12 protein-coding genes are annotated in these 12003 nt (G+C 54.3%); 5 read left to right on the top strand and 7 right to left on the bottom strand.

Translation table 11 applies throughout. The features are described 5' to 3' along the window. The first annotated feature begins 29 nt into the window (after window positions 1-29). Together ychF and LMED105_RS02235 are read left to right on the top strand one after the other, a co-directional pair. Window positions 30-1121 (top strand): redox-regulated ATPase YchF, encoded by a 1092-nt coding sequence (gene ychF, locus LMED105_RS02240; RefSeq protein WP_008247804.1) that lies wholly within the window; start codon window positions 30-32, stop codon window positions 1119-1121. Between the two features lie 107 nt (window positions 1122-1228). Then, on the top strand, window positions 1229-2497 hold the full coding sequence (locus LMED105_RS02235; RefSeq protein ID WP_008247803.1) for a hypothetical protein: 1269 nt from the start codon (window positions 1229-1231) through the stop codon (window positions 2495-2497). Here LMED105_RS02235 and LMED105_RS16600 read toward each other — a convergent pair. The 5 genes from LMED105_RS16600 to LMED105_RS02210 are packed head-to-tail and all read right to left on the bottom strand — an operon-like array spanning window position 2440 to window position 6735. Then, complete coding sequence (locus tag LMED105_RS16600; RefSeq protein WP_008247801.1) at window positions 2440-2751, bottom strand: YfhL family 4Fe-4S dicluster ferredoxin; 312 nt, start codon at window positions 2749-2751, stop codon at window positions 2440-2442. The two genes, LMED105_RS02235 and LMED105_RS16600, sit on opposite strands and share 58 nt — an antisense overlap. A 9-nt stretch (window positions 2752-2760) precedes the next feature. Beyond that, the gene (gene coaD / locus LMED105_RS02225; protein ID WP_008247800.1) at window positions 2761-3264 is read right to left on the bottom strand and encodes a pantetheine-phosphate adenylyltransferase; all 504 of its coding nucleotides are present in this window, start codon (window positions 3262-3264) and stop codon (window positions 2761-2763) included. 59 nt (window positions 3265-3323) lie between these two features. Continuing rightward, window positions 3324-3944, bottom strand: a complete 621-nt coding sequence (gene rsmD, locus LMED105_RS02220; protein ID WP_083797066.1) for a 16S rRNA (guanine(966)-N(2))-methyltransferase RsmD — start codon at window positions 3942-3944, stop codon at window positions 3324-3326. Continuing rightward, window positions 3937-5286 (bottom strand): pitrilysin family protein, encoded by a 1350-nt coding sequence (locus LMED105_RS02215; protein WP_008247796.1) that lies wholly within the window; start codon window positions 5284-5286, stop codon window positions 3937-3939. The genes rsmD and LMED105_RS02215 overlap by 8 nt, the downstream gene beginning before the upstream one ends. 36 nt (window positions 5287-5322) lie before the next feature. Further along, window positions 5323-6735, bottom strand: coding sequence for a pitrilysin family protein (locus LMED105_RS02210; protein ID WP_008247794.1), 1413 nt, complete (start codon window positions 6733-6735; stop codon window positions 5323-5325). Between the two features lie 116 nt (window positions 6736-6851). On the opposite strand from LMED105_RS02210, the gene ftsY reads away from it, so the two are divergent. Genes ftsY through LMED105_RS02195 form a run of 3 tightly spaced genes read left to right on the top strand, consistent with a single transcriptional unit; the run spans window position 6852 to window position 9454 of the window. Continuing rightward, window positions 6852-7793 carry a signal recognition particle-docking protein FtsY gene (ftsY, locus tag LMED105_RS02205; protein ID WP_008247791.1) on the top strand — a complete coding sequence of 314 codons (942 nt, stop codon included), beginning with the start codon at window positions 6852-6854 and terminating at the stop codon, window positions 7791-7793. Beyond that, entirely contained in the window at window positions 7790-8524 is a 735-nt protein-coding gene (locus LMED105_RS02200) for a cell division ATP-binding protein FtsE (RefSeq protein ID WP_008247789.1), read from the top strand. Before ftsY ends, LMED105_RS02200 begins: the two co-directional genes overlap by 4 nt. A 21-nt stretch (window positions 8525-8545) precedes the next feature. Continuing rightward, entirely contained in the window at window positions 8546-9454 is a 909-nt protein-coding gene (locus LMED105_RS02195; protein ID WP_008247786.1) for an ABC transporter permease, read from the top strand. Here LMED105_RS02195 and rfbD read toward each other — a convergent pair whose 3' ends face one another. Both rfbD and rfbB read right to left on the bottom strand, forming a co-directional pair. Next, on the bottom strand, window positions 9455-10402 hold the full coding sequence (gene rfbD / locus LMED105_RS02190) for a dTDP-4-dehydrorhamnose reductase (RefSeq protein WP_198006774.1): 948 nt from the start codon (window positions 10400-10402) through the stop codon (window positions 9455-9457). 541 nt (window positions 10403-10943) lie between these two features. Beyond that, window positions 10944-11972: a dTDP-glucose 4,6-dehydratase gene (gene rfbB / locus LMED105_RS02185; protein WP_008247781.1), complete on the bottom strand. Its 1029-nt coding sequence runs from the start codon at window positions 11970-11972 to the stop codon at window positions 10944-10946. Window positions 11973-12003 lie beyond the last annotated feature (31 nt).

Genomic DNA, 12003 nt, shown 5'->3' with positions numbered 1-12003 from the left:
CCATTCAATTAAGCACTTAGCGAATTCTCATGACTCTCAAATGCGGCATCGTTGGCCTTCCCAACGTCGGTAAATCTACCCTGTTCAACGCGCTGACCAAAGCGGGCATTGCTGCAGAAAACTATCCCTTCTGCACCATTGAACCCAACGTAGGTATGGTCGAAGTACCCGATGCACGCTTACAACAGCTGGCTGATGTTGTAAAGCCCGAGCGCATTTTGCCCGCCACCGTTGAATTTGTGGACATTGCTGGCCTGGTGGCTGGTGCTTCGAAAGGCGAAGGTTTGGGCAACCAGTTCCTGGCCCACATTCGCGAAACCGATGCGATTGTGAACGTGGTGCGTTGTTTCGAAGACGACAATGTCATTCACGTGAATGGCCGCGTTGATCCCCTTTCCGACATTGAGACCATTGAAACAGAATTGTGCTTGGCCGACATGGGCACGGTTGAAAAGGCAGTGCACCGTTATGCCAAACAGGCCCGTGCCAACGACAAGGAAGCCGCCAAGTTGCTCGCAATTTTGCAGCGTTGTGAAGCCCAGCTGAACGAAGCCAAACCCGTACGTGCCTTAGGCCTGGACGAAGAAGAACTGTTTGCCATCAAAAGCTTCGGCTTGATCACCGCAAAACCCGCGATGTACGTGGCCAACGTGGCCGAAGATGGTTTCGAGAACAACCCGTTCCTGGAACGTTTGCAAGAATACGCCGCCAAACAGAATGCGCCTGTGGTGGCTGTGTGTGCCGCCATTGAAGCCGAAATTGCCGATCTGGAAGACGCGGACAAAATGGAATTTCTGGCCGACATGGGCATGACCGAACCTGGCCTGAACCGCGTGATTCGCGCCGGCTTCAAATTGCTGGGTTTGCAAACCTACTTCACCGCTGGCCCCAAGGAAGTGCGTGCATGGACCATCAAAATTGGCGACACTGCACCCAAAGCGGCTGGCGTGATTCACACCGATTTTGAGCGTGGTTTTATTCGCGCCCAAACCATTGCGTTTGATGACTACATTCAGTTCAAAGGCGAAAACGGTGCCAAGGAAGCTGGAAAAATGCGCGCTGAAGGCAAGGAATATGTGGTGAAAGACGGTGACGTACTGAACTTCCTGTTCAATGTGTAAATCAGCGTGTAACTGAACCACTAAGCAAAGGCCCTTCGGGGCCTTGTTTTTTGCTTGTCGTCTTTTTGTGCTACGGTAATGCCAGTATTCACTCGCAGCACCCAGTCATGTCCAAAGCCCTGAAGTGGTCTATCTTCGCACTGATCCTGATTGCAATTGGTGTGGTGCTAAGCCACGGTGTAATAGTGCCCCGATTCCTCTGGGAGCCACGCCTTCAAACCATCCAGAACCAATATCCGGATCAAACCATTCAGGTCAAGCGAGTGGTGCTCGCCTTGTCGCTGAAACCGCAACTCATCATTTCAGAAATTGAAATCGATGCCCCCAATCGCCAAGAGAATGTCAAAATCGCACTGCTGCGATTTGGCATGGATGCCATTGAATCGGTCCAACAGGGGCGTCTGCAAATCAAGGCGATTGCTGTCAAAGGATTGGCGGTAGACGCCAGCAGACAAGCCGATTGTGGCAGTATCAGTTTGTCGTGCATACCTGTGTTGCCAGTGGCCTTGGTGGCTCGCGGCTGGGCGAGCACACAGGTGGCCAACCCCGGTTTTTTTACACCTGAACTTGCCTTGAATACACTGGAACTGGAGCAGGCGCAGTTCACGGTGAACAACCCCGAAGCCCAGCAAGTGCTGAGTGGCAAACTTGAGCAGTTCAAGTTTAAAGTTGGCAACAGCACTCCAGACAATCAATTCAACCTGGGTTGGCGCGTGGGTATCAAAACCCCACAAGAAAACAACGAGCTGTATATCGCCATGAATGCGCAAACCGAAGCGGGCCCCATGCGCGAAGTTTCGCTTAAACAATTGAAAGTCGACATTGATGGCCAATGGAACGGTTTTCCGTGGACAGGCAGTGCCGAGCAAGACCTTCTAGTGTTGCGCCTAGCGCAAACCAACAACGGCGAAGGCGCGCCTTTCATCAAACTCAACGGTGAAAACCTGCGCACCTATGTTCGGCGTGACGACTTGCCCGAAACACACCAGGCTGCATTTTCTGCCCAACAATTTGAGGGTGGCTTGCCCGCGCAAAACTGGACACTAAACAAAGCCGAATGGACCTACACCCATGAGGATGCCCAGGCCTGGACATTCAACATGAATTACGCCGCATCAGAAGGCTTGCTGGAGTTACAACCCGAGACCATACGTGGCAGCGAAGGCATTCCCGCTGAAGCACAGGTACGTGAATTGAATTGCGACGCAGATGAAACTGCAATTCGGGAAGACCAGCCGTATTGGGCCTGGCAGGAAGGCTGGTTCCGGGTGCTGAATCAACACCCGCAAGAAAACTCAAGCCTGGTGTTGTGCCCGGTTCAACAACCCTCAGTGGGCGCTGGTTTGGACGCTGCGGCCGAAGCTGCAGGCAAATAAGGCGTTTTGTCGGGGTGTAGTTTGAAAAACTTGCCCAGCAATTGCTGCCGGGTGTCGGGGTGGGCCGGGTCTTTGGGAATGCATTCAACCGGGCACACCACCACGCATTGCGGCTCGTCGAAATGCCCCACGCACTCGGTGCATTTACCGGGGTCTATTTCATAAATTTCTTCACCCATGCTGATCGCGCCGTTCGGGCACTCGGGCTCGCACACGTCGCAGTTAATGCATTCATCGGTGATGATTAAAGCCATACGTTCACTTTACTTGTTGATCACCTGCGGCGGGGTCAAGCCCAGCTTCTGGTTCAACCAATGTTCAACCGAAGGAAACACAAACTTGCTAACGTCGCCACCCAGTGAGGCAATTTCACGCACAATGGTGCCGGAAATGAACTGGTACTGATCCGAAGGCGTCAGGAACATGGTTTCCACATCGGGCAGCAAATAGCGATTCATGCCCGCCATTTGAAACTCGTACTCAAAATCGCTCACAGCACGCAAACCGCGAATAATCACATTGGCGTTGTTCTCGCGCACAAAGTCTTTCAGCAAACCACGAAAACCTTTCACTTCAACATTGGGGTAGTGGCTAAGCACTTCGCGCGCAATTTGCACGCGCTCGTCCATGGAAAAGAAAGGTTTCTTGTTGGGGCTGTCGGCCACGCCCACAACCAACTTGTCGAAAATCTTCGCGCCGCGGCGCACCAAATCTTCATGACCACGGGTTAGCGGGTCGAATGTTCCGGGATATACAGCAATGCGCATCGCTGATCTCCATATCAAAGGGTTTTATTCGCGTGATACTGCTCTATCCCCGCTTTGTATCACACAGCAGGCAGGGCAAACAAATGGGCATGCACTTGGCCTGCTTTTAAATGCCGCAAAGCATCAATTTCTTGAACATTCAACGCCTTGCACAGTGCGGCTTCATCGGCCAGCATGTTTTCATGCCATTCAGCGTACACCAAGCCGCTGGGTTTCAATACTGCCTTGATCAAGGGCAAGGTGGCCTGCATCAAATCGCTTCGAAAGGGCGGGTCGAGCGCCACCAGGTCGAATTGCTTGCCCGCGCTGGCCAAACGTTTCAGACAAGCAAGCACATCATTGGCTTCAATTTGAATGGAGGGCGGCTTGCCCCCCTCGGCCGCAGGCCATTTCGACAGCAGGTAGGATTTGTTCTCCTGCAACTGGGCAACCACCTGGCGGTTCTGCTCCACAAGCACCACATTGCTGGCCCCGCGCGAGGCCGCCTCAAATCCCAAGGCACCTGTGCCTGCGTACAAGTCGAGCACTTGCATGCCCGTGCAGTCTTGCCCAAGCCAGTTGAACACGGTTTCACGAACCCGGTCGGGTGTGGGCCGCAGCCCCTCCACTGGCGCTATGGGCAGCAAGTGCCTGCGCCACGCGCCGCCAATGATTCGGAGCTTATTAAGCTGATTACTCAACCTTTCCGCCCACCACCACGGTCACCAATTTGTCCGCTTTCACATGCTTGGCAAATGCCTCGCGCGCGCTTTGAACGGTGACCTTCTCAATCTCGGCAGTCCAGTTGTCCAGGTAATCCAAAGGCATGTTGTGCAAGCCCATCATTGAAATATTGCCCAGCAACTTGCCATTGCTGTCGATCCGCAAGGGGAAGCCGCCCACCAGGTTTTGTTTGGCGGCGTTCAGTTCGGCCTGTGTTGGGCCCTTCTCGATAAAATCAAGAATGGTTTTCCGCATAATTTGCACGGCTTGGGCAGTGGACTCTTTTTTGGTTTGCACGCCCGCCTGGAATGGGCCTGCATCGCCCGCCGGCATGAAGTAAGAATAGGCGCTGTAGGCCAAGCCACGCTTCTCGCGAATTTCATCCATCAGGCGCGACACAAAACCACCGCCACCCAGAATGTGATTGGCCACCAGCAAATCGAAGTAATCGGGTGCGCCACGGCGCATGGCGGGCAGCCCCATCAAAATGTGGCTTTGCGCAGCGGGGTGATCAATTTGAATGGTTTGGCCTTTCATGGCCGCCTGCAGTTCTTGGTAGTCGGTGCCGCCCAAGGGGTTACCTTGTAGCTCACCCTTGGGCAAACCTGCGGTCAACTCATTGGCAAGTTGCTCCGCTTGTGCGCGGGTAATATTGCCTACCAGTGAAACCACTGCCTTGTTGCCCAGGTAACGGGTTTTGTAAAACTGCTCAACATCATTCAGGGTAATGGCTTTCAGGCTGGCTTCTGTGGTGTGCGTGCCGTAAGGGTGATTGGGGTAAAGCGCTGTAGCAAATGCACGGTCCGCCAAGGTGTCGGGCTTGGTCAAAGCCTCTTTCAGGCCAGCCACACTGCGCGCTGTTTCACGCGCCAAAATTTCTGCATTAAACACTGGCTTTTGCAGCACGGTTTTCATCAGGGAAATGGCTTTTGAAAACTCGGGCTCGGAGGTCAAGGTACGCAATTGCACCCCTGCGGAATCGCTACTGGCACCGCCGGAAAACTGCGCGCCGGTGTCAGCAAAGCCATCGGCAATGTCGTTCTCGGAAAGGCCTTCTGCACCGCGACCAATCATGTCACCGGTTGCACTGGCCAGGCCCTCTTTGCCCTTGGGGTCTGCGCGGCTGCCCGCGGGAAAGTCCACGCGCACATCCAGCATGGGCAGCGCTTCAGCGCGCATAAACATCACTTTCGCACCGCTGGCTGCGGTCCAGCTTTCAATCGGCAAGGCGGCGTTGGCTGGTGCTGCAAACACAGCGGCTGCGGTGGCACCAGCGGCAAACAGGCCGCGAATGAATACTTTGTTTTTGCTACTCAACATATTCTGTTTCCTGCTTAGTGGCCTATTAATGACTCATTAGTGGCTGAGGCCCTTGGGCGGCGCATCTTTCTTGTTGGGGTCAATCGGCAGCGGGAACAAGGTACCCACGGTCAACTGGTCTTGGTCAAAAAATTTCTGCGCGGCGTATTGCACTTCCTGAGCGGTCACGGTTTTAATTTGTTCAATCATTCGGTCAATGTCGCCCACCTCAAAACCAATGGTCAGGTTCTGGCCAATTTCAACTGCCTGCCCGTACACGGAATCCCGCTTGTACACCTGGCTGGCAATCAACTGGGCTTTCACACGGGCCAGTTCAGCGTCGCTCACACCCTCATCAGCCACCTTTTTAACCTGAGCCAGCAAAGCCTTTTCCAGCGCCTCCACGGTTTGGCCGGGGGCGGGCGCACCATCGAGGTAAAACAGCGAGGGGCCACGGCCTGTCATGTCATAACTGGCACCGGCCTGCAAAGCCACTTTCTGATTTTGTACCAGCTCACGATTCAAACGCGCACCGGAATAACCATCCAAGACCGCACTGAGCACAGCCAGTGAATAGGCATCGCGGTCTTTCAGAACATTTTCCAGCTTCGGTACCTTGAAACCCATAATCAGGTAAGGGTTCTCCGCTGGTGCCTTTACCTGTACACGGCGTATGCCCTCTTGTTTGGGCTCTTCTTGCGGTTTGCGTTCTTCAAGCTTCTTGGGTTTTACCTTGCCGTAGGTTTTCTCAGCCATGGCTTTTACTTGCGCGGGCTGCACATCGCCCACCACCACCAGCACTGCATTTTGCGGCGTGTACCAAGTGTCGTACCACTTGCGCGCGTCTTTGTAGGTCATGGCTTCCAGGTCACTCATCCAGCCAATCACTGGCGTGCGCGTGGGGTTGGCTTGAAAAGCCGTGGCCATGAACGCTTCATAAAGCTTACCGGTGGCCTGGTCATCGGTGCGGTAACGGCGCTCCTCCATCACCACCTTGATCTCTTTTTCAAACTCGCTTTCGCTGAGAATAAGATTGGCCATGCGGTCGGCTTCAAGTGCCATCACTTTGCCAAGGTCTTTGGCCTGAAGCTGCTGAAAATAAGCCGTGTAATCGCGGCTGGTGAACGCATTGTCGCGCCCACCCAGCGCAGCCACAGTTTCGGAAAACTCACCCACCTTCAGGTTTTTTGTTTCCTTGAACATCATGTGCTCAAGCACGTGGGCCACACCGGTGGTGCCGTTGTACTCATCCATCGAGCCGGCCTTGTACCACACCATGTGCGCCACGGTGGGTGAACGGTGATCTTCCTTCACCACCACACGCAAGCCATTGTTCAGTTTGTACTCAGTCACATCGCCGTCGGCCGCAGACGCAGCGTTAACCATCAGCAATTGCGTACTTGCAATCAGCAAAGCGCCTGCAGCCAGTGCTGCCCAACGCCGATTCAGTTGAAAACCTGTTTTTATCATTCAAGACACCTTTTACAGCAAACGTCCGTTTTAAGCTCAATGGTAGAATAAGTCATTCAACATCTCGCTGTGTGACAGTCGTTCGCACCGCTTAGTTTCCTCAATTGGAGTTTTACATGCAGATTCCTGGGCAGAGACAGGACTGGCTTGGTCGTTTGAAATCGGGTTTGACCAAAACCCGTTCCGGCCTTACCTCCATGTTCACCGGCGAAAAGGTCGACGAAGCCTTTTTCGAAGAAATGGAAGAACGCCTGCTGCTGGCCGATTGCGGCTTGCCCGCCACTGAACTGCTAATGCAGAAAGTGCGCGACACGGTGTACCAGAAAGGCCTGACCCGGCCTGAAGACGTACGCTTGGTGCTGCGCGATGCGGTATTCGACCTGCTGCGCCCCCTGGAAACCAGCATGGGCGTGGACCGTGCCCGCCCCTTGATCATGATGGTGGTGGGTGTCAACGGTGCAGGCAAAACCACCAGCATCGGCAAACTGGCCAACCACTATGCTGAAATCGGTTACTCCGTTCTGTTGGCAGCTGGCGACACCTTTCGTGCCGCAGCCCGCGAACAACTGGATGTGTGGGCCCAACGCAGCAATGTAGACGTCATTTCCGCAGAGGGCAGCGATCCCGGCGCAGTGGCCTTCGATTCAGTACAGGCGGGTATTTCGCGCAACAAACACATTGTGATTTGCGACACCGCTGGCCGCCTGCCCACGCAGCTTCACCTCATGGAAGAGCTGAAAAAAATCAAGAAAGTACTGGGCAAAGCCAAGATGGATGCACCGCATGAAATTGTGCTGGTCGTGGATGCCACCAACGGCCAGAACGCCCTGCAGCAAATCAAGGCCTTCAACGATGCACTTACACTGACCGCCCTGGTGGTCACCAAGCTTGACGGCACTGCCAAAGGCGGCATTTTGGCAGCCATGAGCATGAGCACCCGCGTACCCGTGGCCTTTATCGGTGTGGGTGAAAAAATGGGCGACCTGCGCCCTTTCAGCCCCCGTGAATTTGCCAATGCGCTGGTGGGTATTGATACTGATGGAAACCAAACCGCATGATCCAATTCAAAAACGTCACCTTGAAGTACGGCACCCACGCCGCCTTGAAGGGCGTGAATTTTCAGTTGCCCAAGGGTTCCTTCACCCTTCTCGAAGGCCATTCTGGCGCGGGTAAAAGCTCAATACTTCGCTTGCTGGCTACGTTTGAGCAACCCAGCAGTGGCGACATTCTGGTGGGCAAAAGCTCGATCGCGCGCCTGAATCGCCGCGAACGCGCACACTACCGCCGCAACGTGGGCTATACCGGCATGGATGTTGAACTACTGCACAACCGCAGTTGCTTCGACAACGTGGCCTTGCCCCTGCGCGTAGTGGGCCTTTCTGAAACCGACATTCAAAGCCGCGTGAAAGCCGCGCTGGCCCGCGTGGGCTTAAGCCACACCGACCGCATGCTACCCAGTGAACTGTCGGGTGGGCAACAATTGCGTTTGCAAATTGCACGCGCCGTGGTGAACCGCCCCGCCCTTGTATTGGCCGATGAACCCACGGCCCAGCTGGACGATGAATCGGCCGCGCGCGTGGTGGGCTTGCTGGAAGAATTCAACCGCGCGGGTGTCACCATTATTGTGGCCACCCACGAGGCACACCGCTTTAACCGTGTAACGCATCGCCTGAAACTGGGCGAAGGCGCGGTGCTGCCCGCACCAGCCGATTTGTCGCACAACGGTGGCCGCGAGGCAGGCGTTCAAACTTTTTCCAAAGACTTTCTGAACAAGGCCTACGGGGCTTGATCCACTTTTAAGAGACAACACATGCGTTGGTTACGTTTGCAGTGGTTTTCCATTTCTGCCGGTTTAAAACTGTGGCTTGATGAACCACTTGGCCACCTGTTCAATGCGCTGGTACTGGCGATTGCACTGGCCATGCCCTGGACCATCGCGCAAGGCTTAAGCGCCATTGTGCCCAGCATGGACCGTTGGGTGGGCGACCCTGAAATCAGCCTGTACTTCAAACCGGATGCCACACTGGATTCCGTGAAAAGTGCAGCCGCACAATTGAAGCGCGATTTCGAATTGGACAGCGTGAATATCGTAACGCCCGAGCAGGCCATGGAACGTTTGCGCACACAAAGCCAAACGCCCGATTTGGCGCAAGCCTTGCCTGAAAACCCACTGCCCTACACCGTGGTGGTGGTGCTTGAAGTGGACGCCACCACCGACACCCAAGCCATCGAAAATAAAATTACCCAGTGGCAAAATTTCACAGGTGTAGAGCATGTGCAGTACGACGCGCAATGGGTTCGCCGCCTTCAATCGGTATTGAACGGCACACAAATTATTGCCATGGCTTTGGCCGTGCTTATTGCAGGCATGGTCTTGGTGGTGACCTTCAATACCGTGCGTTTGCAGCTGATTCGCAACCAGGCTGAAGTGCATGTGTTGAAATCGCTGGGGGCCACCGACACCGAAGTGGGCCGCCCTACCCTGTGGTGGTCAGTCAGCCTGGCGCTGGTGGCGTTTGGTTTGGCTTATGCCGTGGTCAGTGGCGCCATGGGCCTGGCCGACGACGCAGCGGGTACCTTTATTCGTGAATTCGATCGCGACTTCCGCTTCGAGCAACCCAGCGGCATTACCGCGCTGGGGTTGGTTCTGGTGTGGGTGGTATTGGTCATGGTTGGCGCTTGGGCTTCCGTGAAAAGTACTGTGCTGCGAATTCATTGATCAATAATTGAGCACAAAATTGCGCACGCCTTTCGTCCACTCTGGTGGGTTTACCCGGAAGGTGTTCATTAACTTTGTATTGTCCAATACCGAGTAAGCCGGGCGTTGTGCAGCGAAATTCATGCTGGAAGTTGATGCACGTTCAATGTTGGGCATGCGTTGAACAATGCCTTGTTTGTGCGCGTTTTCAATGGCCAAACAAGCATAGTCAAACCAGGTGGTAACACCTGCAGCACTGGCGTGAAAAATTTCACCGCTGGGAATTTCAGAAGGAAAATCGGGCAGAAAAGTAGGTGCCAGTTTGCCCATGGTTTTGTAGCGGTGCATGGCCACAACACCAGCCACGGTCAACCCCAATTCAGCCAACCAGTTTGCGGGTGTTGGCGCACCTGTTTGGTCGTCAACCACCTTCAGTGTGTCTCGCTCTTGCGCCAGCTTGATCATGGTTCGGCAAAAGTTATTGCCACGCTGACCGTACACCCAACTGGTGCGAAACACCACCCAGTTGCCACCCACTTCTTTCAGGTATTTCTCGCCTTCCAGTTTCGATTTTCCGTAAGCACTCAGCGGGTTGGTGGCATCGGTTTCGGTGTAGGGTTGACTGGCTTTTCCATCGAACACATAGTCGGTGCTGTAGTGCACCAGGGCCACTCCCTGCTTCTTGCATTGCTCGGCCAAAATGCCCACCGCTTTTGCGTTGATGGTGTGTGCAAGTTCAGTTTCGGTTTCTGCTTTTTCTACGTTGGTGTAGGCAGCTGCGTTGATCACTACGTCGGGGCGTATATCTTTCAGCGCATTGATCAGGGTGTCGAGCTTGGACAGGTCGGCTTTGTCGCGACCGTAGCTGATGCAGGCGTCCATCGTTTCCATCAAAGCAGGCTTGGCATGTTGTCCGATGGTGTGACCAAGCTGGCCTTGTGCGCCAAGCACGAGTACGCGAATTCCCAAAGCGAAGTTCTCCTGAAAACTGTTGCGATAGTTTAACCGTATTGATTGCAGGTTTGCTTGGCCCACCCGGCGCGAATTTCAATCTCTCGCCAGAAAACCTGTATTTCCCTTTTTGAGATTCACCCTGACTCACCTCGCTCGGCAAAACACACGGCCGAGTCTCGGTGCCGGCCTTAGGCCGATCGTGGCGGGTGAATTCAAACGGGCAGGTTTTCTTGAAGGCGAGGCGACCGAAACACCGTCGCCGATTGGGCGCCGAACACAGCCGTGAGTTGCGTGGTGATGGAGATTCGGCCAGTAGCGGTTTAGGCCAACTCGGCAGTGGGATTGCTTGGGACGCACTTCGAGAAAACCGCCCCGTTTGAGTTGATTCGCAGCGGTCGGCTTCATGCCGACACCGAGACTCGGCCCGAACTTTTGCCGAGCTCGGTGAGCAAGAATAAATTCAAAAAGGGATCAAGCGGTTTTCTGTGCGGCACAAGTAACCCATGCCGAGTTGGCAACCAACAGCAGCGGCGAACCTTCAAGCTCAGATCACAAATCACCTAGCGGCGGTTACTTCTGCAACCCACGCCTGGTTTGCCAAATACCACTGCACCGTTTTCCGAATGCCAGTCTCGAAAGTTTCAACCGGCTTCCACCCCAACTCGCGTTCAATTTTTCGCGCATCAATCGCGTATCGGCGATCATGCCCTGGGCGGTCGGTGACAAACGCAATTTGCGTTGAATACGAAATACCATCTGCACGGGGTTGCAGCTCATCCAGCAATGCGCAAATCAATTTCACCACATCGAGGTTGGCTTTTTCGTTCCAGCCACCAATGTTGTAAGTGTCGCCCAGCACGCCGTTTTCAAGCACGGTGCGTATGCCGCGGGTGTGGTCTTCAACAAACAGCCAATCGCGAATTTGCTGGCCGTCGCCATACACCGGTAGCTGCTTTCCGTTCAAGGCATTCATGATGCACAAAGGAATCAGTTTTTCCGGAAAGTGATATGGCCCGTAATTGTTGCTGCAGTTGGTGGTCAACACAGGCAAACCATAAGTGTGGTGCCAGGCGCGCACCAAGTGATCGCTGGCGGCTTTGCTAGCTGAATAGGGGCTGTTGGGCTCGTATCGCTTGGCTTCTGAAAACGGTGCGTCTTCTGGTTTCAGCGTGCCATAAACCTCGTCGGTGCTCACATGCAAAAACCGAAAACCAGCCTTGGCCTCGCCTTCCAAGCTGTTCCAGTATTCACGTGCGCATTCCAGCAAACGGTAGGTGCCAACCACATTGGTTTCAATAAATTCACCGGGCCCAAGAATCGATCTGTCCACATGGCTTTCTGCTGCAAAGTTCAACACTGCGCGGGGTTTGTGCTGTTCGAAAATGGCGCGAACGGCATTCACATCACCAATAGAGGCGTGTACAAATGTGTGTTCAGGTCGCTTAAGCACTGGGCCCAGTGTGCTCAAATGGCCGGCATAAGTTAAGGCATCCAGGCTAACCACAGGCTCAATGCTGTGCTCAAAATGCTGGCGCACAAAGCACGAGCCAATAAAACCTGCGGAACCCGTAACAAGTAAAGTCATGATCGATCGGTAAATTGCTTAGAATAAAACC

It is taken from the genome of Limnobacter sp. MED105 (assembly GCF_000170915.1).
In the GTDB taxonomy this organism is placed as follows: domain Bacteria; phylum Pseudomonadota; class Gammaproteobacteria; order Burkholderiales; family Burkholderiaceae_B; genus Limnobacter.
Note: the sequence above shows the minus strand (reverse complement) of the source record. Positions and strands in the feature narration are given on the sequence as shown.

Bases quoted from the DNA above. Each gene is read 5' to 3' on its own strand.
- rfbB (WP_008247781.1), bottom strand. From the start codon at position 11,972: ATGACTTTACTTGTTACGGGTTCCGCAGGTTTTATTGGCTCGTGCTTT.
- LMED105_RS02200 (WP_008247789.1), top strand. From the start codon at position 7,790: ATGATCCAATTCAAAAACGTCACCTTGAAGTACGGCACCCACGCCGCC.
- LMED105_RS02210 (WP_008247794.1), bottom strand. From the start codon at position 6,735: ATGATAAAAACAGGTTTTCAACTGAATCGGCGTTGGGCAGCACTGGCT.
- LMED105_RS16600 (WP_008247801.1), bottom strand. From the start codon at position 2,751: ATGGCTTTAATCATCACCGATGAATGCATTAACTGCGACGTGTGCGAG.
- LMED105_RS02195 (WP_008247786.1), top strand. From the start codon at position 8,546: ATGCGTTGGTTACGTTTGCAGTGGTTTTCCATTTCTGCCGGTTTAAAA.
- LMED105_RS02235 (WP_008247803.1), top strand. From the start codon at position 1,229: ATGTCCAAAGCCCTGAAGTGGTCTATCTTCGCACTGATCCTGATTGCA.
- ftsY (WP_008247791.1), top strand. From the start codon at position 6,852: ATGCAGATTCCTGGGCAGAGACAGGACTGGCTTGGTCGTTTGAAATCG.
- coaD (WP_008247800.1), bottom strand. From the start codon at position 3,264: ATGCGCATTGCTGTATATCCCGGAACATTCGACCCGCTAACCCGTGGT.
- LMED105_RS02215 (WP_008247796.1), bottom strand. From the start codon at position 5,286: ATGTTGAGTAGCAAAAACAAAGTATTCATTCGCGGCCTGTTTGCCGCT.
- ychF (WP_008247804.1), top strand. From the start codon at position 30: ATGACTCTCAAATGCGGCATCGTTGGCCTTCCCAACGTCGGTAAATCT.